The organism is Nocardioides sp. NPDC101246 (assembly GCF_044767415.1).
Lineage (GTDB): Bacteria > Actinomycetota > Actinomycetes > Propionibacteriales > Nocardioidaceae > Nocardioides.
This window is the reverse complement of the sequence record NZ_JBIWNX010000001.1, coordinates 96,337-119,069: the sequence shown is the minus strand read 5'-3', so window position 1 is coordinate 119,069 and position 22,733 is coordinate 96,337. Positions and strand designations below refer to the sequence as shown.

16 protein-coding genes are annotated in these 22,733 nt (G+C 69.7%); 11 read left to right on the top strand and 5 right to left on the bottom strand.

Annotated features, from left to right (window positions below; all coding sequences use genetic code 11):
- Window positions 1–131 precede the first annotated feature (131 nt).
- Genes ACIRON_RS00530 through ACIRON_RS00515 form a run of 4 tightly spaced genes read left to right on the top strand, consistent with a single transcriptional unit; the run spans window position 132 to window position 10,920 of the window.
- Window positions 132–6,437, top strand: a complete 6,306-nt coding sequence (locus ACIRON_RS00530) for an Ig-like domain-containing protein (protein WP_402987510.1) — start codon at window positions 132–134, stop codon at window positions 6,435–6,437.
- Between the two features lie 10 nt (window positions 6,438–6,447).
- Window positions 6,448–7,416 carry a MoxR family ATPase gene (locus tag ACIRON_RS00525; protein ID WP_091045395.1) on the top strand — a complete coding sequence of 323 codons (969 nt, stop codon included), beginning with the start codon at window positions 6,448–6,450 and terminating at the stop codon, window positions 7,414–7,416.
- Window position 7,417: 1 nt separating this feature from the next.
- On the top strand, window positions 7,418–8,683 hold the full coding sequence (locus ACIRON_RS00520) for a DUF58 domain-containing protein (RefSeq protein WP_402987505.1): 1,266 nt from the start codon (window positions 7,418–7,420) through the stop codon (window positions 8,681–8,683).
- Window positions 8,683–10,920, top strand: coding sequence for a DUF3488 and transglutaminase-like domain-containing protein (locus tag ACIRON_RS00515; protein ID WP_402987502.1), 2,238 nt, complete (start codon window positions 8,683–8,685; stop codon window positions 10,918–10,920). The genes ACIRON_RS00520 and ACIRON_RS00515 overlap by 1 nt, the downstream gene beginning before the upstream one ends.
- A 1-nt stretch (window position 10,921) precedes the next feature.
- On the opposite strand, the gene ACIRON_RS00510 is transcribed toward ACIRON_RS00515, so the two are convergent.
- The gene (locus ACIRON_RS00510) at window positions 10,922–11,284 is read right to left on the bottom strand and encodes a PPOX class F420-dependent oxidoreductase (RefSeq protein WP_402987499.1); all 363 of its coding nucleotides are present in this window, start codon (window positions 11,282–11,284) and stop codon (window positions 10,922–10,924) included.
- Window positions 11,285–11,374: 90 nt separating this feature from the next.
- On the opposite strand from ACIRON_RS00510, the gene ACIRON_RS00505 reads away from it, so the two are divergent.
- Genes ACIRON_RS00505 through ACIRON_RS00495 form a run of 3 tightly spaced genes read left to right on the top strand, consistent with a single transcriptional unit; the run spans window position 11,375 to window position 12,656 of the window.
- Window positions 11,375–11,920 (top strand): DinB family protein, encoded by a 546-nt coding sequence (locus ACIRON_RS00505; RefSeq protein ID WP_402987497.1) that lies wholly within the window; start codon window positions 11,375–11,377, stop codon window positions 11,918–11,920.
- Window positions 11,921–11,967: 47 nt separating this feature from the next.
- The gene (locus tag ACIRON_RS00500) at window positions 11,968–12,237 is read left to right on the top strand and encodes a type II toxin-antitoxin system Phd/YefM family antitoxin (protein ID WP_402987494.1); all 270 of its coding nucleotides are present in this window, start codon (window positions 11,968–11,970) and stop codon (window positions 12,235–12,237) included.
- The gene (locus ACIRON_RS00495; protein WP_402987492.1) at window positions 12,237–12,656 is read left to right on the top strand and encodes a type II toxin-antitoxin system VapC family toxin; all 420 of its coding nucleotides are present in this window, start codon (window positions 12,237–12,239) and stop codon (window positions 12,654–12,656) included. The genes ACIRON_RS00500 and ACIRON_RS00495 overlap by 1 nt, the downstream gene beginning before the upstream one ends.
- Here ACIRON_RS00495 and ACIRON_RS00490 read toward each other — a convergent pair.
- A complete protein-coding gene (locus tag ACIRON_RS00490) occupies window positions 12,637–13,770 on the bottom strand; it encodes a PucR family transcriptional regulator (RefSeq protein WP_402987489.1) in 1,134 nt (377 codons plus the stop codon). The genes ACIRON_RS00495 and ACIRON_RS00490 overlap by 20 nt on opposite strands.
- 119 nt (window positions 13,771–13,889) lie before the next feature.
- Here ACIRON_RS00490 and ACIRON_RS00485 point away from each other — a divergent pair, with 119 nt between their 5' ends.
- Both ACIRON_RS00485 and ACIRON_RS00480 read left to right on the top strand, forming a co-directional pair.
- Window positions 13,890–15,050, top strand: a complete 1,161-nt coding sequence (locus ACIRON_RS00485; protein ID WP_402987487.1) for a ferredoxin reductase — start codon at window positions 13,890–13,892, stop codon at window positions 15,048–15,050.
- A 27-nt stretch (window positions 15,051–15,077) separates the two neighbouring features.
- The gene (locus ACIRON_RS00480) at window positions 15,078–16,328 is read left to right on the top strand and encodes a fatty acid desaturase family protein (protein ID WP_402987484.1); all 1,251 of its coding nucleotides are present in this window, start codon (window positions 15,078–15,080) and stop codon (window positions 16,326–16,328) included.
- A 92-nt stretch (window positions 16,329–16,420) separates the two neighbouring features.
- On the opposite strand, the gene ACIRON_RS00475 is transcribed toward ACIRON_RS00480, so the two are convergent.
- Window positions 16,421–17,320, bottom strand: a complete 900-nt coding sequence (locus tag ACIRON_RS00475) for an SDR family oxidoreductase (protein ID WP_402987481.1) — start codon at window positions 17,318–17,320, stop codon at window positions 16,421–16,423.
- A 76-nt stretch (window positions 17,321–17,396) separates the two neighbouring features.
- On the opposite strand from ACIRON_RS00475, the gene ACIRON_RS00470 reads away from it, so the two are divergent.
- Both ACIRON_RS00470 and ACIRON_RS00465 read left to right on the top strand, forming a co-directional pair.
- Window positions 17,397–17,960, top strand: coding sequence for a helix-turn-helix domain-containing protein (locus tag ACIRON_RS00470; RefSeq protein WP_402987478.1), 564 nt, complete (start codon window positions 17,397–17,399; stop codon window positions 17,958–17,960).
- 82 nt (window positions 17,961–18,042) lie between these two features.
- Window positions 18,043–18,606, top strand: a complete 564-nt coding sequence (locus ACIRON_RS00465; RefSeq protein WP_402987475.1) for a hypothetical protein — start codon at window positions 18,043–18,045, stop codon at window positions 18,604–18,606.
- Between the two features lie 161 nt (window positions 18,607–18,767).
- Here the strand turns inward: ACIRON_RS00465 and ACIRON_RS00460 are convergent, their stop codons facing one another.
- Together ACIRON_RS00460 and ACIRON_RS00455 are read right to left on the bottom strand one after the other, a co-directional pair.
- Entirely contained in the window at window positions 18,768–19,481 is a 714-nt protein-coding gene (locus tag ACIRON_RS00460; RefSeq protein ID WP_402987472.1) for a Type 1 glutamine amidotransferase-like domain-containing protein, read from the bottom strand.
- A gap of 73 nt (window positions 19,482–19,554) precedes the next feature.
- Window positions 19,555–22,620: a M4 family metallopeptidase gene (locus ACIRON_RS00455; RefSeq protein ID WP_402987469.1), complete on the bottom strand. Its 3,066-nt coding sequence runs from the start codon at window positions 22,618–22,620 to the stop codon at window positions 19,555–19,557.
- Window positions 22,621–22,733 lie beyond the last annotated feature (113 nt).

The window sequence follows — 22,733 nt, the reverse complement described above, 5'->3', positions numbered from 1 at the left end:
AGCGTGTTCACTGAGCCGTGTGCCACGTTTGGCTCATTAGTGTGGCTTGAACCCCTGGGCCCGCCTAGAGTAAGCCCGGCTTTTTGCGTCGGCTGGCCGATTTGGCATGGAAGGACTTGGGGAGAGTCTTGGTGGCACGTTTCGGGATGGCGCCCGGCTGGATGCGGCGTCATCGGACCTCCATCGCGTCCTGGGCCGCTCTTGCCGTGGTTGCGAGCGGTTTGACGATCTACGCGATCCAGTCGACGGGCTACCCCGTGCACAAGGCCGATCTCGACGACGGCGGCATCTGGGTCACGAACCAGTCCTGGGGCACCCTCGGCCGGCAGAACCGCCCCGTCGCCCAGCTCGACGGCGTCGTCTGGGCGGGCAACGAGGCCGGGTCCAGGTCCGAGCGCGCCGGCCTCGACGTGGTGCAGAACGGCATCGCGGTGGCCTCCGTCGACCGCGACGCCCGCACGATCACGCCGGTCAACACCAAGCTCGCCGAGGGCATCGACGACGACGCGGTGACCGTGAAGGACAGCCGCGTGGTGATGGGTGGCAACACCATCGGCGTCGCCGAGCAGAAGACCGGCAAGGTCTGGCTCACCTCCGTCGACCCGACCATCGGCGTCGGTGACCTCTCCGACCTCTCCGGCTCGACGAAGCCCACCGAGACGGTCGGCGCCGACGCGGTGCTGGCCATCGGCGCCGACGGGACCGCGTACGCCGTCTCGGCCGCCAAGCGGACGCTGACCGCCTTCGCCCCGGACGGAGATCGGTTCGCCGACCCCGAGGAGACCAAGCTCCCGAAGGCTCCGGAGTACGCGGAGACCCCGACCTCGGCGACGGTCGTCGGCGGCGACGTCATCACCCTCGACCAGGCCGGCTGGCTGCTCGGCGCCTCCAAGGGCTCCGACGTCGCCGTGGACTTCGGCGACACCGCTGAGAGCGCGGTCCTCCAGCAGCCCTCGGTCAAGGCCACGGAGGTCCTCGTCGGCGACGCGACGGGACTCAAGGCCGTCAAGCTGAGCAACGGCGAGATCCGCCACGTCGCGGAGTCGGCGGGCGACCCCGCCGCGCCGGTCCGGCTCGGCGACTGCGTCTTCGGCGCCTGGGCCAACGGCTCGACCGGCTCGGTGGCGACCCAGTGCGGCGAGGGCGAGCCCGTCCTGGGCGAGATCCCGGCCCTCGGCCCGGCCGCCGAGCTCGAGTTCCGGATCAACCGGGGCCAGCTGGTGCTCAACGACCTGCGCAACGGCGATGTCTGGGAGATCGACGGCGCCGACATCAAGAAGATCTCGAACTGGGAGGCGTTCCAGCCGCAGACCGAGAAGCAGAACCAGAACAAGGACAAGCAGCAGCAGCAGACCAAGGCCGCTCAGGCGCCGAAGGCCAAGGACGACCAGCTCGGTGCCCGAGCGGGACGCACCACGGTCCTGCACGTCCTCGACAACGACTCCTCGGCCAAGGACTCGATCCTCAGCGTGGTCTCGGTCGGCAAGGCCTCCGTCGACGGCGTCGAGGCCACCATCGCACCCGACCGGCAGTCGATCCTGGTCACCGCCCCCGAGTCGGCCGAGGGCAAGAAGACCAGCTTCAAATACACCGTCGACGACGGCCTCAAGGGCAAGGCGGGCCAGGACGACGCCAGCGTGGAGCTCAAGATCGAGGGCTCGGGCGGCACCGGCAAGCCGACGCTGCGTGAGCACTACACGCCGACCGACTACACCGTCGCCGCCGGCGGCACCGTGGAGATCCCGGTGGTCGGCGACTGGCGCGACGAGCGCTACGGCGACCCGGTCACCGCGCAGTCCCCGACCGCGTCCAAGGGCAAGGCGAGCGTGACCCCCGACGGCCTGGTCCGCTACACCGCGGCCCCGGACGCCACGGGGAACGAGAGCCTCGGCTACCAGGTCAGCACCGGCGGCAAGCCGTCCAAGGACAAGGTGCGGATCAACATCGTCGCCGGGGCCAACACCGCGTCCCCCGAGCCGAAGGACGACGTCGCCGAGGGCACCCAGGGCTCCTGGGTGACGATCCGTCCGCTCGACAACGACATCCCCGGCGCCGACCCGTCCAACCTCGACGCGAGCCTCACCCTCGCCGGTGACGTACCGCCCAAGGGCGGCCTCGAGGTCAGCACCGACCGGGAGACCGGCGTGGTGCGAGCCCGGGGAAGCTCGCCGGGCACCTACCAGCTCAGCTACAACGCCGGCTTCGGGGCGGCGAAGCCCGCCTCGGCGAAGATCCGGGTCGACGTCAAACCCGCCTCCCAGGCGGCGGACGAGCCGATCGCGACCCCGGACACGACCGCCGTCCTCGGCACCTCGACCCGCACCCTCGACGTCCTCGCCAACGACTACGACTCCCGGGGCCGGCTCCTCGCCGTGACCCACGCCGAGCCGGTCGGCGACAGCGACCTGACGGTCGCGGTGCTCGACGGGCGCTGGCTGCGGATCCAGGCGTCGAAGCCCGACATGGACCCGGCCACCCAGGCGATCCGCTACACGATCAGCAACGGAGCGGCGGAGGCCGAGGGGTCGGTGACCGTGAGCCAGCGTCCGGCCCTGCGCGGCGCCGAGAACGCCCCGGAGGCGGTCGACGACGAGGCCACCGTGAGGGCCGCCGACTCCGTCTCGATCCCGGTCCTCGACAACGACTCGACCCCCTCGGGTGACCCTGTCGGCCTGGTCGTCGACCAGACCATCGAGACCAAGGGCCAGCTGCAGGTGCTGGGCCAGCCGACGGTCGGCGAGGCCTACATCGACGGCAACCGGGTCCGCTACGTCGCCCCCGACGACGTGAAGGGGCCGGTCGACGTCGACGTCCGCTACGTCGTGCAGAACACCGGTGACCCCTCCGCGGAGCACTCCTCGGGCAACATCCGCATCCACGTCAAGCCGCTACCGAAGAAGAAGGCCGACAACTCCGCACCCGCGCCCAAGGCGCTGGAGTCGCGGGTCGTCCAGGGTGACGAGGTCACGCTGCGGCTGCCGACGGTCGGCACCGATCCCGACGGCGACTCGGTCTCGGTGACCCGGATCAACAGTGCGCCCTCCTACGGCCGCGTCCTGGCCCACGGCGCCAACACGATCACCTACCAGGCCTTCCCGAACGCCGCCGGCACCGACGAGTTCACCTACGAGGTCAGCGACCCGTTCGGTGCCGTCGCGACCGGCACGGTGCGGATCGCCGTCGTCGCACCCGGCGCGCCCCAGCGTCCGGTCGCCGTCGACGACCTGGTCACGCTCGATCCCACCAAGAAGCTGACCTACGACGTGCTCGCCAACGACCTGCGTACGCCGGGGACCGAGCTGCACCTGGCCTCCACCGACAAGGTCGAGGGCTCCAACGTCACCCAGCGCTCCGACGGCATCGTCACGGTCGAGGGTGGCTCCGAGGAGCCGTTCCAGCACATCCCCTACCGCGCCACCACGGGTCTTCACGAGGACACCGGCGAGCTGGCGATCCGCTATCAGGAGGGCTACGACAACCCGCCGATGGCCGGGATCGTGGTCGCCCGCCCGGAGGGTGACTCCTCGACCACCACCGTCGACGTGATGACCAAGGTGACCGACATCGACGACGCGCTCGAGGACCTCACCGTCGACGCGGTCAAGGGTCCCTCGGTCGGCGAGGACGAGTCCAAGCCGAAGATCGACGACGGCAAGGTCACCCTGCCGGTCGGCGACACCACCCGGGTCTGGACCTACCGGGTCACCGACCCCGACGGGGCCCAGGCGGTCGGCTCGATCTACGTCCCCGCGCGCCCCAAGGACGCCCCCTACCTGAAGCCGGGCTCCGAGCTCCAGCTCAACCCGGGGGAGACGAAGAACGTCGACATCACCGAGTACGTCGAGGACCCCGAGGGCGACCCGGTGGTGCTGACCACCACCGACAAGATCGTGGCCGCGCCCGAGGGCATGCTCAACACCGGGGACACCACCGCGACGACCGTGAAGGTCACCGCCGGTGAGACCAAGGGCCCCGCGACCCTGACCTTCGAGGTCGCCGACCGCGAGAAGATCACCTCCGCGGACGCCCACCTCTCGGTGATCTCCCTGCCGGTCCAGATCGGCAAGGAGGAGCCGGAGATCAACTGTCCGAGCACCCCGGTCGAGGTCCCGGAGAGCGGCAACGGCGCGCTGGTCGACATCGCCGCCATCTGCCACGTGTGGACCGCGGACCCGGGCGACGCCGACGACCTCGACTTCACCGCCGAGGTCGGCGACGGGCTCGACGGTGTCGAGGTCAAGCCAGAGGACGGCGGCCTGCGGCTCACCGCCGAGCGCGCCGACGCCGGCGCCCAGGGCGCGCTGGAGATCGGTGTCGAGGGCACCGACGCGACCGGTCAGCTCCTGGTCACCGTGATCGCGCTGCCGGCTCCGTCGCTCTCACCGATCAAGCCCTTGCAGACCGAGGCCGGTAAGACGGTCGCCATCGACCTGGCCGACTACCTGCAGACACCGGTGCCGTCGGAGTCGCAGGAGATCGTGATCACCAAGCTCGACCCGGTCGACGGTGACTCGCCTGACATGGGCAAGGCCAGTGGCTCGAAGATCACCTTCAACACGCCCGAGGAAGGTCACGGCCACTACCGCTACGCGATCGAGGTCAGCGACTCCGGCAAGGACTCCAAGCGGGTCAAGGCGACCGGCGTCATCGAGGTGGACGTCATCGACGTTCCTGGTGCGCCGACGGGGCTGCGTACGACCTCCGACTTCCTCTCCAACGTGGTCGCGCTGTCGTGGAACGCGCCGAAGGACAACGGCGACGACCCGATCCAGCGCTACGAGGTGGAGGCCAACGGCGACCACGTCCAGGACTGCCCCACGACCTCGTGCCGGATCACCGGGCTGAAGAACGGCGTCGTCTACGACTTCCGGGTGCGCGCGGTGAACTCCGTGGGCCCGAGCCGCGAGTGGAGCAACTCGGCCGAGGGCGAGCCCGACGCCTACACCGGTCCGGTGCAGAACCTCCGCGTGACCCGCCAGCGCGACCACAAGGTCGAGCTGAGCTGGAGCAAGCCGGCCGCGTGCGACTGCTCGGACGTGCAGAAGTACCGGATCAGCTGGCCGGGCGGCGGTATCAAGGACATCTCCGCAGGTCAGACGACCTATCCGGCGGCGGTCAGCTCCAACGGCGACCCGGTGCAGTTCACCGTCGTGCCGCTCAACGACAAGGGCGTCAAGACCAACAAGGGCCCGACGGCGACGGTCGAGGGGATGGGTGCCGGCAAGCCGGACACCCCGGCGACGCCGACCTTCGAGTGGGCCAACACCGCCAACAACTCCGGCAAGGCGGTGACCGTCTCGTGGAGCCCGGTCGCGGCCAACGGCCCGGCGCCGGTCACCTACGAGGTACGCCGCACCGGCGGCACCGGCGAGAAGATCGTCTGCTCCTGGGTGACCGAGACCAGCTGCCGCGACGACGTCGCCAACGACGGCACGATCTACACGTACGCCGTCAGGGCCCGCAACGCGGAGGCGACCTCGCCCCGCGAGACCGGCTCCGGTGGTTCGCCGGAGGCGCACATCTCCAGCTACTCCGCCGGCGGCACGGTCGAGGCGGCGGCGACGCCCGAGGCGGTCTCCTTCGCCAGCGCGACCCCGACCGGGGCCAACGGCACGGCTGAGATCGTCTTCACGCCGCAGGCCTCGCACGGCAAGACCAACCGGGTCGAGTGCCAGCGTGGCGGCTCCTCCTGCGGGAGCTGGACCTACTCGCCCGACGGCGCCGGTCAGCAGACCAAGACGATCACCGGCTTCACCAACGGCACCTCGACGACCGTGCAGCTGCGCGCCTGCAACGACTCCGCCGGCGGCACCGGGGCCGGGGCGTCCTGCGGTGCCTGGTCGTCGAAGAACGTGACCACCTACGGTCCGCTGGGCACGCCGTCGATCTCGGCGAGCGTGGACGGCAACAAGGTCAACTGGAACGTCAGCTACAACCCCAACGGCAAGGCAGCGACCGTCACCGTCAAGCGTGGTGGCACCGAGGTCGCCCAGTTCACCACCGGCACCGGCTCGGGCAGCCGATCGGGCACGGACACGGCGCCGGAGTGGAACACCTCCTACACCTACACGGTGACGATCAGCGACTCGGGCAGGTCCAGCAAGTCCGACTCGGTGACGGTCCGGACCGACCCGCCGCCGGACCCGGTCCTCGAGGTGAACAAGGCCGGCGAGTGCACGGGCGCATCCTGCCCCGAGCCGGACGTGGCCTGCGGCGGCACGTGCTGGTACGTCGGCTCCACCATCACCGACCTCGCCTTCCCGGGCAAGACCTGGGAGTGCAGCACGAACTCCACCACCTCGCGGTGGAATGTGAACATCGGGAGCAACGGCAAGGGCACGGGCAGCGGCCGCGGCTGGGTCGGCGCCAACACCCCGTTCCGAGTGACCTGTACGACCTCCGGGCGACCCAACCTTTCGAAGAACGTTACGTGGTAGGAGAGAAGAAATGACCGTCACGCAGGAGCAAGCGCGCTGGTTCCACGAGACCTTCGAGAAGCTCGCCGACAATGTCGAGAAGGCTGTGCTGGGCAAGCGCAACGTGATCCGCCTGGTGCTCACCGCGCTGCTCTCCGAGGGCCACCTGCTCCTCGAGGACTACCCGGGCACGGGCAAGACCCAGCTGGCCCGCGCGCTGGCCAACACGGTCCAGGGGTCGCACGCCCGCATCCAGTTCACGCCCGACCTCCTCCCGAGCGACGTGACCGGTGTGACCGTCTACGACCAGGGCAAGGGCGCCTTCGAGTTCCACCCCGGCCCGATCTTCCACTCGATCGTGCTCGCCGACGAGATCAACCGTGCGTCCCCGAAGACGCAGTCGGCGCTGCTGGAGGTCATGGAGGAGGGCCGGGTCACCGTCGACGGTGCCACCCGCGAGGTCGGCCGGCCGTTCATGGTGATCGCGACCCAGAACCCGATCGAGCAGGCCGGGACGTACCGGCTGCCCGAGGCGCAGCTGGACCGTTTCCTGATGAAGACGTCAGTCGGCTACCCCGACCAGAACGCCACCGTCGAGCTGCTGATGAACTCCTCGGTCCGCGACCGGGCCACGCTGGTCACCCCGATCATCACCGCCCCGACGGTCACCCAGATGGCCGAGATGGCCGATCAGGTCTACATCGACCCCGCGATCGTCGCGTACGTCTCCGCGCTGATCGACGAGTCGCGTCGCCACAAGCACATCCGCCTCGGGGCCTCGATGCGTGGCTGCCTCGCCCTGGTGCGCACGGCCAAGGTGTGGGCGCTCGCCGAGGGCCGCTCCCAGGTGCTGCCCGACGACGTCAAGTCGCTCGCCGAGCCGGTGCTCTGTCACCGCCTGATACTCGACCCGGAGGCGATGTTCAACGGCGTCACCGTCGAGGACGTCATCGGCGACCTGCTCACCTCGGTCCCGGCTCCCACCGAGCGTGTCGCCTGAGATGAGCAAGGCCCGCAACCTCGTTGCTGACCTGCGGAAACGACTCGCCCCGGTAGCGTCCGGGGCGGGTTCGGTCTACTCGTTCGTCGCCGACCGGGTCCGTCCGTGGTTCGGCACGGTGACCTCGATCGGCTGGGGTGTGCTGCTCCTCGGCGCGCTCGCCTGGGTCGCCGCGACCGCGCTCGGCTGGATCGAGGCGGCCGTGGTGGCGATGGCGGCGCTGTTCCTGGTGATCGGCGCGGCCTTCTTCATGATCGGGCGCACCCGGCTCGCGGTGGCGACCGTGGTCGAGCCGCCGCGCGTCGCCGTCGGTCAGGCGCTGACCGGCGAGCTGCGCGCCCGCAACGAGGCGCGCGGACCGCTCGTCTCGACGAGCCTGGAGTTCCCCATCGGAGCCGGTGGGGTGACGTACGACCTGCCGATGCTGCTTCCCGGTGCCGAGCACACCGAGCTGTTCGTGGTGCCGACCCAGCGCCGGGGGGTGATCGACGTCGGGCCGGTCCGGACCGTACGCGGCGACCCGCTCGGCCTCTTCCGGCGGGTGCAGGAGTGGACCGACCGCACCGAGGTGTTCGTCCACCCCCGCACCACTCACCTGGAGCCCTTCGGGGTCGGTCTGGTCCGTGACCTCGAGGGGACCACGGCGCAGAACACCTCGATGAGCGACCTCGCCTTCCACGCCCTGCGCGAGTACGTCCCGGGCGACGACCTGCGCCACATCCACTGGCGCTCCTCGGCACGCCACGGCCAGCTGCTGGTGCGCCAGTTCCTCGACACCCGCCGTTCCCACATCGTCGTCATCGTCGACTCCTCGCCGATGTCCTACGACTCCGAGGAGGAGTACGAGACCGCGATGTCGATCGCGGGCTCGCTGCTGCGTCGCGGGATCCTGGACGAGTTCGACGTCTCGTTCGCGACCGGCGACGTGCTGATGGTGCGGGCCACCGCGGCGAACGGGGGAGGGCGCTCGGCCCTGGATGCCTGCTCCCGGGCGACCCCGCAGCCGTCCAACCTGATCGAGATCACCGCCGAGGCCGCCCGGCAGGCGCCGGACGCGTCGCTGGTGATGCTGGTGACCGGCCGCTACCCCGAGTTCGTCGCGCTGCAGCGCGCGGCCGGGCAGTTCTCGGTCGACGCCACCACCGTCGCCGTACGGGTCGACTCCTCGCAGCGCGCCGGCTTCAAGGCCGTCGCCGACCTGCCGATGCTCACCCTGCCCGACCTGGACCAGCTGCCGATCGTGCTGTCGAAGGGGTTGTCCGGATGATGAGTCGACACCATGCCGTCGACGGCCTCCTGCTGTTCCTCCTCGGCACCATCGCCTTCCTCGGCTTCGACGACACCTACGCCGGCTGGACCTACCTGGTCGCCGGTGTCGCCGGGCTGCTGCTCGGGATCCTCATCGCCTTCGTCGGCCGCGGACAGCCGGTGGTCGTGCTGGCCGTCGCGATGCTGGCCGCCTTCTTCGTGCTCGGTGGCGCGGTCGCGCTGCACGGGCTCGGCAACCTCTCCTTCCTCCCGGTCCCCGACACGCTCGGCACGCTCGCCGACAACTCCGTGCACGGCTGGAAGCGGCTGCTGACCACGCTCCCGCCGGTCGACGGCGGGGCGCTGCTGACGATCCCCTACATCCTCGGCCTCGTCGCCGGCTGTGTCGGTTTCGCCCTGGCGCTGCGCGTGAAGGCGGCTCTGCCGCCGGTGCTGGTCGCGTTCGCGCTGCTGGCCGGAGTGATCCTGCTCGGCGTGACGGACCCGTCCAAGACCGCCCTGCTCGGCGCGCTCTTCGGGGCGCTCGCGATCACCTGGCTCTGCATCCGTGGGATGCGGGCCCGTGCCCTCGCGGCTGGTGGCCGCCGACTCTCGCGGACCGCCATCGGTGCCTTCCTGTGCCTGGGGGCGGCCGGGCTGGCGTTCCTCGCCGGGCCGCTGCTCCCGGGTCTCGCGCCCGAGCGCACCGTGCTGCGCGGCGAGATCGAGCCGCCCTTCAACGTCGGCCAGTACCCATCGCCCCTGGCGGGCTTCCGGGTCTACACCAAGGGCTACCAGACGCCGGAGGACGACCGCCGGCTCTACGAGAAGGACCTGTTCACCGTCTCGGGCCTGCCCGAGGGCACCCGGGTCCGGGTCGCGGCGATGGACTCGTACGACGGCACCGTCTGGCGTGCGGCCAACGACTCCGGCGAGACCGAAGGTCCCGAGGACACCTTCCAGAAGATCAGCTCGACGCTGCGCAACCCGCTCGCCGACGGCAAGCAGGTGCGCGGGACGATCACGATCGGGGAGGACTTCGGCGGCGTCTGGGTGCCGCTGCCGACCGCGCTCACGCACATCTCGTTCGACGGCCCCGACTCCGACTCGTTCCGCTACAACCTGGCGACCTCCACCGGAGTCCTGCCGTCGGCGCTGAAGCCCGGCGACTCCTACTCCTTCACCGCCTCGGCCGCCGACGAGAAGGTCGGCGAGAAGAGCGAGACCTGGTCCGGCGGGTCGCCGATCGGCGACGAGGCCGCCCAGTTCCAGGCGCTCGCCGCCGAGTACGCCGGTGGTGGTGACTCACCGATCACCAACGCGCTCGCGGTGGCCTCGAAGCTGAAGGAGGAGGGCACCTACACCGACGGGGAGCCCCCGAATCAGCAGTACCCGGCCGGTCACACGCTACGTCGCCTCGCCGACTTCACCGCCAAGGGCGGCCAGCTCGCCGGCAACGACGAGCAGTACGCCGCGCTGATGGCGATCCTGGCCAACCAGGTCGGCGTGCCGGCCCGTGTCGTCCTGGGTGCGGTCGTCGGCTCCGACGGTGTCGTCCAGGGCAAGGACATGCACGCCTGGGTCGAGCTGAGGATGTCGGACGGGTCCTGGGCCACCCTGGACTGGTCCGAGTTCATGAACACCGAGAAGCCGCCCGAGCAGAACGCTCCCCAGCCCGAGGAGCTCGTCACCGGCAAGGTCGTCCCGCCGCCGGCGCCCGTGCGCCCGCCCGCGACCTCCGGTGACCCGCTGGACGAGTCTGTCAACCAGAAGGCCAACTCACGGCCCGACGGGTTCACGCTGCCCGGCTGGCTGGTCGCCGTCTTCACCTACGTCGGCATCCCGCTGCTGCTCATCGCCGCCGTGTGCGGGGCGATCATCGGCGCCAAGATCTGGCGGCGACATCGCCGGCGGACGCGCGGGACCCCGGTCGCCCGACTCTCCGGTGGCTGGCGCGAGACGCTCGACCACGCCCGCGACTTCGGGGTGGGCGTGCCCGCCGGGGCCACCCGCCGCGAGCAGGCATCCACGCTGTCCGCGTCCCCGGGCATGGACGGTGCGCCGGGGCTGGCGCTGCTCACCGACAACACCATGTTCGGCGAGTCCGGTCCTGACGACGACGAGGTCGCTGCTTTCTGGGAGCAGGTGGGGACGCTTCGCACGTCGATGTCCGACTCACGCACCAGGTGGCAGCGGATCCGGGCCGCGATCAACCCGCTCTCGCTGGTGCCGGCCCGGCTGTTCCGGAAGCGCTGACTCAGTCGAGGCCGTAGTCCCTGATCCACTCCGGGGTGATCCGGAGGATCTCGCGCGACATCCCCCGCATCGGCGGGTCGACGTCCGTGAGCGCCTCGGCCGTGCCGCGGATCTCGACCATCCGTGGCCTCCAGGGGTTGGTGGAGGCGAGGTCGTCGACCACGAACGCCACCCGGTTGTGCTTCTGGGCGTTCCGGAACTTCCGGGACCTGCCCATCTGGTGGCCGCCGATCAGGATCCGGTGCTCCTCGTCGATCTTGAACCCGACGGGGTTGTTCTGCAGGCCGCCGTCGGGGGCCAGGGTCGCGAGCCTGCCGAGGAGTTGGCTGCGGAGGTAGCGGAGCTGGGTGTCGGTGAACCTCATGCCCCCAGCATCGGTGCTCAAGTCGAGTTGAGGTCAAGGGTCGGAGATAGCGGAAGGCGTACGTCCGGAACCCGCCCTAGCGTGAGCGTCATGACCACCACCGACGCCACCCAGCCGCTCGAGATGACGCCCGTCATGGACGAGACCGGGACGCTGCTCAGCACCCTCGACCGCATCCGGCGTACGTTCGCCTGGAAGTGCGGCGGGCTCACCGACGAGCAGCTGCGCCAGCGCCTGGAGCCCTCGAAGATCACGCTCGGCTGGCTCCTCAAGCACCTCGCGCTCTGCGAGGACCACTACTTCACCGCCGTCCTCGCCGACAAGGGCTATCCGGACGTCTGGGCGCGGTATGGCCCGGACGACGAGGGCTGGGACTGGAAGACGGAGGCCGAGGACACCGCCGACGGTCTGATGGAGCTCTGGGAGGGTGCGGTCGCCAGGTCCCGCCGGTCGATCGCCGAGGCCATCGCCAAGGACGGCATGGACACGCTGTCGACCAACCCCGAGTGGCACGTCGAGTCCAACGCCCGCCGCTACGTCGCCGACATGATCGAGGAGTACGCCCGCCACACCGGCCACGCCGACCTCATCCGCGAGTCCATCGACGGCCTCGTCGGCGAGGACCCGCGGGGCTAGGCGGCCTCGTCGTAGAAAAATTCTACTGAACGGCCTACACTCGAATCATGAGCGAAGTGCGGGTGGGTGAGCTGAACCAGCAGACTGGACGAGTCCTGAGGCGCGTTCAGAGTGGCGAATCTCTGATCGTGACCGATCATGGTCGGCCGGTGGCGATGCTCGTTCCTGCGCCGACGGGCAAGTTCGATCGGCTGGTCGCCCTGGGGCAGATTCGACCGCCGAGCAAGGACGACTGGGGTCTGCTGGACGTCGAGCCGGTCACCCGGTCGGAGAACTTGGACGATGTCCTTGCCGAGCTCCGAGCGGACACCATCTGATGCTCGCCTATGTGGATACGTCGGCGGCGGCGAAGCTTCTTCTCGATGAGCCGGAGCGTTCGCCTCTACGAGACCACCTGCGGATGCTGAAGGATCGCGGCGACCGGTTGATCTCGTCGGATCTTCTTGACGTCGAGCTTGCGCGTGTCTGTGTCCGGCTGGGCATCGATCAGGCGATGGCGGACCGGATCGTGGCGAGCGTGCACCGGATGGGAATTCTGCCCGAGGTGATCGAGGAGGCGAAGGAGATCAAGCAGGTCATCAAGTCGCTCGACTCCATTCACCTGGCCACGGCTCTTCTCCTCGCCGACGAAGCCGAGGGCGAGGAGGCGGTCGAGCAGTTCCTGACGTACGACGTCAACCTGGCCAGGGTCGCCGAAGAGCTCGGGTTCGAGGTGGTCAGCCCAGGGCGACGGTGAGCGCGAGGAGGGTGGCGGGGTCGTCCAACCGGTCCCCGTACACGTCGCGCAGCTGACCCATCCGGTAGCGGACGGTCTGGGGGTGGATGAAGAGCTCGGCGGCGACCTCGTCGCGCCGGCCCTGGTGGAGGAGCCAGGAGCGGAGGGTCTCGGTGAGCTTCTCGGCGGTGGCGGGGCGCAGGTCGGCCAACGGGGCGAGGACCTGGGCGCGCAGGTCCTCGCGGGCGTCGGTGTCGGCGGAGAGGACCAGCTCGACGAGGTGCTGCTCGGTGTCGGAGCCGAGGCCCGCGCTCTGGGCGCGGCGTGCGCGCTCGTAGGAGACCCGGGCCTCACGCCAGGGCTTGGCCGGTCCGGCGACCGACCGGCGACCCTCCAGCGCCTTCATCAGCGCTCGGCGCCGGCGACCGTGTGCGTCCGGGACGAGCAGCAGGGTGTGGTCGTCGAGGTCACGCAGGTCGTCGTGCTCGAGGGTGCCCTGGTTGACCTTGGCGAGGATGGTGCCGACCTGGGAGTTGGGGACGAGCACGGCGGTCAGCGTGCTGGGCGGGGTCCACTCGGCCCGTACGGCCGCGTCGTCGAGCTCCTCCGGGGTGGTCTCGGCCAGCAGCTTGCGGGCGAGCCGCTCGCGCAGCTGCCGGCGTACGCGGCCGGTCGTGGCACGCTCGTCGGCGTGCCCGGCCGCCGAGGCCTCCGAGATCTCGTCGATCCAGGCGAAGACCAGCGCGGAGAACTCCACCAGCATCGCCGGCGCCATGCCGCCCTCGACGGCCTTGCCCGCGAGCTCTCGCCAGGCCACGCGGGCCCCGATGCGGTAGGCGGCCAGCAGAGCCTCCATCGTGCGCCCGCTCCTGGCCTCGCCGCGACCCAGGTCGTAGGCGCCCTGGAGGGCCGGCGGGGTCGCGGCCGAGACGTCGGCAGGAAGGCTCGCGCCCGACGCGAGTGAGAGGAAGCCGCCCAGCGCCACGCCCACCGCGGTGCGGATGGTCTCGCCCATGTGTCCCGAGAGCGCGTCCTGGTAGGGAGGCACCTCGGCGATGATCGCGGCGACCACGTCCTCGCCGACCTGGGGGAGCACGGCGCGGATCGAGGCGACGACCTCAGGCGTCAGATGCACGTCATAGGACGAAAGAGCGGCCACATCTCGGGAACTTTTGTTCGTCACGTATAAATCCGCCTATCAGATTCACGTCGCTAACACAGGAGTTTACCTCGAATAAATAGCACCATGGATGCATGGCTGAGATCTCTACATCCCCCGCCCTGTTCGCCCCTGGTGGGCCCAGGCGACCCGCGCTGCGGGAGAGGCTCTCGCGCAAGGTGTGGGAGGTCGCCGAGACGATCGCCACGCCGCTGGCGCCGGCCGACTACCTGGACATGTTCAACCCCCTCCGACCCGGCGCTGACCTGCGAGGACGCGTCGTCAAGGTGATCCCGGAGACCGCCGACGCGGCCACCATCGAGATCAAGCCGGGCGCCGACTGGAACGGCCACACCCCGGGTCAGTACGTCCGCGTGGGCGTCGACGTCAACGGCGTACGCCACTGGCGGGCCTACTCCCTGACCCACGGCCCCCGCAAGGACGGCCTCATCTCGATCACCGTCAAGGCCGTGCCCGACGGCAAGGTCTCCAGCCACCTGGTGCGCCGCCTGAGTCCCGGCAAGATCGTCCACCTCGAGCAGGCCGCCGGCGACTTCGTCCTGCCCAGCGACCTGCGCGGCCACAAGTTCCTGATGGTCACCGCCGGCTCCGGCGTGACCCCTGTCATCGGGATGCTGCGCAATCTCTTCCCGGTCACCGACGAGGGCGTCGTCGAGCACCAGCGGCTCGACGTCACGGTCGTCCACGTCGCCCCCAGCCGCCCGGACTCGATCTTCATCCGCAACCTCGAGTCCCTCGCCGAGGCCGGCGCGATCCGCCTCGTCACCCGCTACACCGGCACCGAGGGCCGCATCGACATCGACACCCTCACCGAGCTCGTCCCCGACCTGAGGGAGCGCAAGGCGTACGCCTGCGGTCCCGCCGGTCTTCTCGACAACCTCCAGGCCTGGTACGACGAGGCCGGGCTGCCGATCCAGACCGAGCAGTTCCGGCTGGCCACCGTCGTGACCAGCGAGGGCGGCACCGTCGCCTTCACCGGCAAGACCGTCGACGCACCTGGTGACAGGCCGATCCTCGACGCCGCCGAAGAGGCCGGCGTCCTCATGCCGAGCGGCTGCCGTATGGGCATCTGCTTCGGCTGTGTGCTCCCGATGAAGGAGGGCGCCGTCCGCGACCTCCGCAACGGCGAGCTCACCGTCGCCCGCCCGGGTGAGACCGGCCCCGAAGGGGTACCGATCCAGACCTGCATCTCCGCCGCCGCCGGCGAGTGCGTCATCGACCACCCTGCCTCCTGACCCCCACAAGACGAGAGCGAGACAGACATGACCATCGCACCTGACGCTCCGGCCTACACCGGCCCGATCGCCCATCTGACCCGTGACGACATCGAGCAGCTCGGCCGCGAGCTGGACGCCATCCGCCAAGAGGTCCTCGACACCCGCGGTGAGCGGGACGCGGCCTACATCCACAAGGTCATCAAGATCCAGCGCTCGCTGGAGCTCGGCTCCCGTGCCGTCCTGCTCGCGAGCATCTTCCCGCCGGCGTTCGTCGTCGGCACCGTCGGTCTCTCGATCGCCAAGATCCTGGACAACATGGAGATCGGCCACAACATCATGCACGGCCAGTGGGACTGGATGCGTGACCCGAAGATCCACTCCACCGTGTGGGAGTGGGACAACGCCTCGACGAGCGAGGGGTGGAAGCACTCCCACAACGAGCTGCACCACACCTACACGAACATCGTCGGCAAGGACAACGACCTCGGCTGGGGCATCATGCGCGTCGACGAGGAGCAGCGCTGGACCCCGTCGAGCCTGTTCCAGCCCGCGATGAACTTCATCAACATGTGCATCTTCGAGTACGGGATCGCGGCCTACGATCTCGAGCTCGGCCGAGTGATCCGGCAGAAGAAGAAGGGCCGCCGTCCGACTGCCGAGTGGCAGCTGGCGGCGAAGCGTACGGTCGCCAAGATCCGCCGCCAGGCGTTCAAGGACTACGTCGCCCACCCGCTCGTCTCGATGGTGACCCTGTCGGGCCCGACGACGCTGCTGGCCAACGTGATCGCCAACTTCACCCGCAACGTCTGGACCCACTCGGTGATCATGTGTGGTCACTTCCCCGAGGGTGTCGAGACCTTCGAGCTCAAGGACATCCCGGAGAACGAGACCCGCGGTGAGTGGTACGTCCGGCAGATGCTCGGCTCGGCCAACATCTCCGGCTCGAAGTTCCTGCACGTGATGACCGGCAACCTGTCCCACCAGATCGAGCACCACATCTTCCCGGACCTGCCCTCGAACCGCTACGCCGAGATCGCCCCGAAGGTCCGCGCGCTCTTCGACAAGTACGGCCTCAACTACCACACCGCGCCGATGCCGCAGCAGGTCGCTTCCGCGTGGCACAAGGTCGTGCGTCTCTCGCTGCCCAACGGCTTCCTCGAGTCCACCAACGTGCGCAACGCCCCCAAGCAGGTCGTCAAGCTGGTCAAGGCGGTCCGCGGCGACACCCGCACCCGTCGCCGCCTGCTGAAGGAGTTCGAGGCCGCCGGCGCGGCCTCTGTCGGCAAGGCCATCTGAGGCGATACGACGCGATGTCCTGAGCTTGTCGAAGGGGGACGCTCTGGTCGGTCACCTGCGGGTGGACCGACCAGAGCGTCCCGTCGTTCTCCTCAGGCGTCGTAGGCGCCTGAGGCGATGTCGTCCATCAGGGTCGGTCCGGTCGGGGTCCAGGCGAGGGTCTCGCGGGTCTTCTCGGAGCTCGCCCAGGCGTCGAACCCGAAGAAGGTGCTGAGCCAGCCGAAGTGGGACTCCGCCTCTGCCGGGTCGATCGAGGCGGTCGGGAGCCCGAGGCGTCGGCCGATCGCCTCGGCGATGTCCCGGGTGGGGATGCCCTCCTCGGTCGCGGCGTGGGCACGGAAGCCCGCCGGGGCCTTCTCCAGCGCGAGCCGCACCATCCGGGCGGCGTCGGTGCGGTGCACCGCGGGCCACCGGTTCCGGCCGTCGCCGAGGTAGCCCGAGACGCCGTGCTGCCGGGCGATCGAGGACAGGACCGCGACGAAGCCGTGGTCGCCGCCCTCGCCATGGACCGAGGCCGCGAAGCGCAGTGCCACAGGACGTACGCCTCTCTCGGCGTAGCCGAGCGCGAGGTTCTCGCTGCCGCCTCGCATTGAGTCGGGGCCGTGGTTGGGGTTGGCGTCGTCCTCGGTGAACGCCCGCCCGGTGACGTCTCCGACCAGGCCGGAGGCGAGCAGGAAGGGCTTCTGGGTGCCCTCGATCGCGTCGAGCATCGCCTCGACCGTCGCGCGCTCGGTGTGGCCGGCGCCGGCGTAGTCGGTGAAGTCGTGCTTGAAGGCCAGGTGGATCACGCCGTCGGAGGCCTTGGCCGCGGCGGCCAGGGTCTCGGGGTCGTCGAGCGAGCCGCGGTGGACCTCGGCGCCCTTCGCCTCGAGGGCGGCGGCGCTGGCGTCGGAGCGGGCCAGGCCGGTGACGGAGTATCCGTTCGCGAGCAGCTCGTCGGTGACCGCCGAGCCGATCCAGCCCGAGGCGCCGGTGATGAAGATGGTGCTCATGCTTCCTCCTATGTCAGTTACTGACATCAACGGTAGCACGTGATGTCATGAACTGACATCACGCTAGGATGGGGCCATGGCGAGATGGGAGCCGGACGCGCGTGGCCGGATGCTGGCGGCTGCCCTCGACCTGTTCGCCGAGAAGGGCTACGACGGGACGACCGCCGGCGACATCGCGGCCCGCGCCGGGGTCACCGAGCGCACCTTCTTCCGTCACTTCGCCGACAAGCGCGAGGTGCTCTTCGCCGGTCCGATCACGCTCGACGAGGTGGTCGTCAAGGCGATCGTCGCCGCCGACGAGGAGGAGAGCCCGCTGCAGATGGTGCTCGACGGCGTACGCGAGGCGGCGGTCGGGATTGCCGAGGCGCGCAGCCGCGAGCAGGCGGCCCAGCGCGCCCGGATCGTCGAGGCGACGCCTGCGCTCCAGGAGCGTGAGCTGCTCAAGATGGCCGCGATGACGACCGCCGCGCAGGTCGCGCTCGCCGAGCGGGGCGTCGGCGAGCCGACCGCCGCGTTGGCCGCCCATACGGCCGTAGCAGTCTTCCAGGCGGCGTTCTCCCGGTGGGTATCCGGCGTCACCGACCTGACTCTGCCCGAGTGCGTCGACGAGGCAGCCGCCGCGCTGCGCGATCTCCGCTAGTTCACACCTCGGCCACACCTGGACCACGGTGACGGATGTCGTATGGACATCACCCGCCGGGACCGGTAGACAACTAGGCACTATGGAGAACGAGTTGATTCCCGGAGCTGCGTCGCCGACCGCGGTGCGCAGCTATGTGACCGCCAACAAGCCGAACCCGTCGGCGCTCGCCGAGGGTCTGTGGGTGCTGCCGCCCGACGTGCTCTCCAGCGGTGACCGCGCGGTCCTCTTCGACCAGTACAAGCTCTACGTCGCCGAGGCCGAGCGGCTCAGCGTGCGGCGTACGCTCACCAGCGCGTTCCTGCTGGTCCTCAACGTCGGACTCCTGGTCGCGGGCACGGCGCTCGTGGCCAGCGCGCCCGAACGGCCCTGGATCTTCACGGTCGCCCTGATCGCCGCCCTCGGCTCGTGCCTCGGCTGGTTCTGGATCATCCGCTCCTACCGGCAGATGGCCAGCGGGAAGTACTCCGTCATCTCCCACCTCGAGAAGCAGCTCCCCGCGGCCCCCGGTGTCGCGGAGTGGTCGGCCGTCGGCCTCGGTCGCGACAGCTCTCGCTACCTGCCGATGAGCAATGTCGAGGTGTGGGCGCCCGCGCTCTTCGGGTTCTGCCACCTCGCGACGTACGCCCTGCTCTACGTCCCTTAGAGCGCGTTTCGGAATGCGGAAGCGCCGGCCAGGCGCCGCCCAGGCCGCGCCCCGGCGGCGTTGCCGCCGCTCGCGTTACGCCCGGTAGCCCTTCGCGGCGGCGCCTTGCCGGGCCACGACCTGGACGACGCCTGACTCGGCGCCGCATTCCGAAACGCGCTCTAGTCGAGAACCCTCACGTCGAGCGGGGTCTCCCCGTCCGGCCCGACGGCATAGGCGACTCCGTCGGGCCGCTCGCTGATCGCCTCCACCAGCTCGCCGTCGCGCCACAGCAGGGCGACGCCGTCATCGGCCGCGTAGCCGGAGGGCAGCGCCCCGGAGCCGACGAACCGGACGTACGTCTCGCGCCGGTCCTCCTCGCCGAGGTAGTGCGGGCAGAACGAACCGGGGAGGAAGCCCAGTCCGTCGGGGAGCGGCGCGGTGGGGCCGAAGGAGTCGGTCGAGGACGCCTCGTACCAGCAGTTGGCCCCGGCCGATATCCCGGCCAGGATGGCCCCGCCGGCGGCGGCCTTCTCCAGCAGCGCGGGCAGGCCGTGCAGGCGCCACACCGCGAGCAGGTTGGCGGTGGAGCCGCCGCCGACGTAGACGATGTCCTGGTCGAGCAGCTGCTCGAGGTCGTCGATCGGGAGGGCGTGGCCCTCGGGTGCCTTGTTGAACAGCGACAGCACCTTCGCCTCGGAACGATCGGCGTACGCGGCGAGGAACTTGTCGTGGTAGCTGTCCGCATCGCCGCTCGCGGTGCCGATGAAGCAGACCTTGGGCCGTTCCTTCCCGCTCAGCCGGTCGAGCTCGGCGTCGATGGGCGAGACGTCCCGCCCGTGCACCTCCGGCATCGAGAAGCCGCCACCGCCCATGGTCAGGATCGTTCCACGCATGGCGTGAGTCTAGGGACACAGAGGGCCCCGCCGGAAAGGAGTTTCCGGCGGGGCCCCTGAGCGGTGCTACGGGCTACCTGACCTTGACGGTCACCGTCTCGGTGATCGCCTCGTTCTTCCGGTCACCCGAGTAGACGACCTTGTAGGTGTGCGTGCCGCGCCAGGCACGGAACGTCGCCTCCTCGTGCTTCAGGCGGAAGCGTCCGACCCGGTGGCCCTTCTCGTAGACGACGATCTCGCCGGAGGCGCGCTCGCCGTCGACGGTGATCTCGACCTTGCCGTGCTTGGGCGAGGTGGCGGTGATCTCCGGGACCGCCTTCTCGGTGCAGTAGCTCACCGAGACGTTGTCGACGGCCCAGCCCTCGACGCCGTTGCAGCCGTCGCGAGCCATGTCGAAGCGGAACTTCACCTTGTCCCCGGCGTCGGCGACCGCGTCGAGATCGATGATCGTCGTGCCCCACTGGCCGGTGAACTTGCCGCCGTCGGTGCCCGTCCAGGCAGCCTCGCCCTGGAGGTAGCCGCTTCCGTCGGCCATCGTGGCGCCAGGTGCGTTGAAGAGGTACGCAGCCTGGTCGACGAGCGCGAAGTCGCCGCCGTTGACCGACACCTTGACGTTGCCGCCGTCCCACGTCGATTCGGTGCGTACCGAGTGGTCGAAGGTGAACCGAGGCGTCAGACCCTTGGGCACCGTGATCTCCGGGGAGATCAGGCCGTTGCGGCTGGTGATGTCACCGGCCGGGTCACCGCACTGGCCCTCGACGGGGTCGGGGCCCCATGCCGCCTTCGTCTCGTTGCCCTCGACGTCGCTCAAGGTCTCCCAGGGGTAGTCGTTGCCGGCGACCAGAGCCTCGGCGTCCTGGGTCCAACCGGTCAGACCGTCCTCGAAGTCCTCGGTGTAGGTCGTGACCGTCGACGTGCCCTCGCCGCACAGGGCGGGGGTGTTCGGGTCGAGCATCGGACCGAAGTTGCACTGGACCGGCTCGGTGGTGAGCTCGGTGGCCGTGTTGGCCGCCACGACCGACAAGCAGTCCGTGGCCGTGATCGGCTCCAGAGCCGGAGCCTCGGCCTCGCCACCCGGGGTCTCGCCGCCGCCGGTCTGCGGCGTCGAGGTGCCCAGGGTGAGCTTCTTGAGGGTGGTCACGCCGGTCAGGTCGGCGCACGAGGAGACCATCGCCTGGGCGTACTCGGGGAAGCCCGAGGTCGGCGTCAGGTAGTTGGTCTGGGCGTGCCAGATCAGGTTGGCGGCCTTGTCCAGGCCGATGCCCGCCACGGTGGCGCCGTTGTAGGAGCCGCCGTCCACGAGCAGGGCGTAGTGGTGGTTGATGACGCCGGAGTTGGTGTGTACGCCGCCGGAGTCGGTGGCGCCGTCGCAGTGGTACTCCTCGTCGGAGACCTTGGCCGGGTCGCCGTAGCAGTTCGGGTTCCACATGTCGCGGATCGCGCCGCCGAAGGCGGTCGAGTCCTCACCCATCAGCCAGCGTACGGACTCGTCCTTGGACTCGGTCGAGGTGTCCTTGATGGTGATGTTGACCGGGCCGGTGGCGTTCTTGATCTTCTGGCCGGTGGCGTAGTCGGTCGTCGCGCCGTAGATGTCGGCGTTGCCGGCGATCGAACCGATCGGCTGGCCCTCCAGGAAGCCGATCACGATGCCCTCGGCGCCGGCGGCGGACGCGTTGGCGACCTTCTGGGTGAAGGCGCAGACGCCGCGGTCGACGAAGACGAACTTGCCGGCGATGTCGGCGGCGTTGGTGAAGGTGCCACAGCCGTTGGTCGGGCTGCCGTCAGCGGGGTCGTCCTGGCCCACGACGATGTCGGAGGTCACGCCCGCGGTCGGGAAGACCGGGCCGAAGCTGGCCGCGGCGGCCGGGCAGGCGCCCGCGACGTCGGCGGGGGAGTTGATCGTCAGCTCGATCGCGCCACGCGTCGACGAGGAGCAGTGGCCGTCCGTACGGGCCACGTCGTCGGTGGTGTTCTCACGCGCGTTGATGAAGTCGACCGTGTTGCCCCACATGTCGGAGTACGCCTCGTTGAGCGCGCCCGGCTGCCACTGGTAGATCAGGCCGGAGGTGTACTCGGTGTAGGCGTGGCCCCACTCGTGCGCCACCACGTCGTCGGAGGTGACCCCGGAGCAGTAGTTGGTGGTCGCGCCGTTCCAGTTGGCGTTCGGGCACGAGATCGCCGGGTCGTTGTTGACCGTGACCATCTTCGCGCCGGCGCCGTCGTAGGAGTCGCGGCCGAAGGTGTTCTTGTAGAGCCAGTAGGACTCGCCGGTGGTGGCGACCTCGTTGGCCTGGTCCTGGTCGAGCGTGCCCGGGAAGGCGTCGTTCTCGTTCCAGACGGTCGCGTCGTCGCCCGTGTCGGGCGTGTTGTGCTTCTCGACCAGCTCGCGGTCGGTGGCCGAGTGGAGCATCGAGTAGCGGTTGACCGGCTTGCCGCTGGCGGCGTCGAGCACGATGGTCTCGCGCACGGTCGACTGGTTGGACACCTCGATCACCCAGGCGAGCAGGCTCTTGCCGCTCACGCCCTGGGCCGCGCCCATGCGGTAGATGTTGAGGTCGGCCTTGACGACCTCGACGCCGGTGGTGTCGACGGTGCTGTCGGTGTGGGCATCGGCCGGCTTCGCCTTCACCAGCTCGAGCGCCTTGGCGGAGGCCTTCTCCTTCGACCACTTCGGGGTCGTGCTGAGGTCGAGGTTCGGGGCGGCGAAGCCGTTGACCGAGGTCAGGTCGCCGGACTTGTCGACGTGGGCCTTGAGGACGCCACCGAAGACCGGTACGTCGTTGTAGGCCTGTTCGAACTCGACCGTCCACCCGGCCGGGGTGGTGCTGACCTTCGACTGGTCGAGCTGGCCGGCCTCGGCACCGAAGACCGAGGCGTACTTGTCGAGATACTCGCGTGCCTTCTCGGCCGCCTCCGACTTGCTGTCGGCGGCGACGCCGGGCAGCAGGTCGCCCTTGGTGGACGCGTAGCCGATCCGGCCGGTGGCGCCCTCCTTCTTGAGCGTCACGGTCTGGTCGGCATCCGCCTTGAGCTGGTCGATGCCGCTGGGATCCGGTTTCGCGGCGACCGCGGCGACCGGTGTGATCACCAGGCCGGCTGCGACGAGCGCAAGGCTGATTCCTTGCTTTCCGAGCTTCACGGGTTGCTCCTCTCGGGGTTCCGCCGCGTCGAGTCGCGGCGATTTCGCATCGTAGAGAGATTTGCGATGAAGAGGGGTGTAAACGCGAATCACGAGTCCGAAACGATTCCCCT

What these genes read in the sequence shown, in the direction of transcription:
- ACIRON_RS00525 (WP_091045395.1), top strand. Translation starts at nt 6,448, where the DNA reads ATGACCGTCACGCAGGAGCAAGCGCGCTGGTTCCACGAGACCTTCGAG.
- ACIRON_RS00520 (WP_402987505.1), top strand. Translation starts at nt 7,418, where the DNA reads ATGAGCAAGGCCCGCAACCTCGTTGCTGACCTGCGGAAACGACTCGCC.
- ACIRON_RS00515 (WP_402987502.1), top strand. Translation starts at nt 8,683, where the DNA reads ATGAGTCGACACCATGCCGTCGACGGCCTCCTGCTGTTCCTCCTCGGC.
- ACIRON_RS00510 (WP_402987499.1), bottom strand. Translation starts at nt 11,284, where the DNA reads ATGAGGTTCACCGACACCCAGCTCCGCTACCTCCGCAGCCAACTCCTC.
- ACIRON_RS00505 (WP_402987497.1), top strand. Translation starts at nt 11,375, where the DNA reads ATGACCACCACCGACGCCACCCAGCCGCTCGAGATGACGCCCGTCATG.
- ACIRON_RS00500 (WP_402987494.1), top strand. Translation starts at nt 11,968, where the DNA reads ATGAGCGAAGTGCGGGTGGGTGAGCTGAACCAGCAGACTGGACGAGTC.
- ACIRON_RS00495 (WP_402987492.1), top strand. Translation starts at nt 12,237, where the DNA reads ATGCTCGCCTATGTGGATACGTCGGCGGCGGCGAAGCTTCTTCTCGAT.
- ACIRON_RS00485 (WP_402987487.1), top strand. Translation starts at nt 13,890, where the DNA reads ATGGCTGAGATCTCTACATCCCCCGCCCTGTTCGCCCCTGGTGGGCCC.
- ACIRON_RS00480 (WP_402987484.1), top strand. Translation starts at nt 15,078, where the DNA reads ATGACCATCGCACCTGACGCTCCGGCCTACACCGGCCCGATCGCCCAT.
- ACIRON_RS00475 (WP_402987481.1), bottom strand. Translation starts at nt 17,320, where the DNA reads ATGAGCACCATCTTCATCACCGGCGCCTCGGGCTGGATCGGCTCGGCG.
- ACIRON_RS00470 (WP_402987478.1), top strand. Translation starts at nt 17,397, where the DNA reads ATGGCGAGATGGGAGCCGGACGCGCGTGGCCGGATGCTGGCGGCTGCC.
- ACIRON_RS00465 (WP_402987475.1), top strand. Translation starts at nt 18,043, where the DNA reads ATGGAGAACGAGTTGATTCCCGGAGCTGCGTCGCCGACCGCGGTGCGC.
- ACIRON_RS00460 (WP_402987472.1), bottom strand. Translation starts at nt 19,481, where the DNA reads ATGCGTGGAACGATCCTGACCATGGGCGGTGGCGGCTTCTCGATGCCG.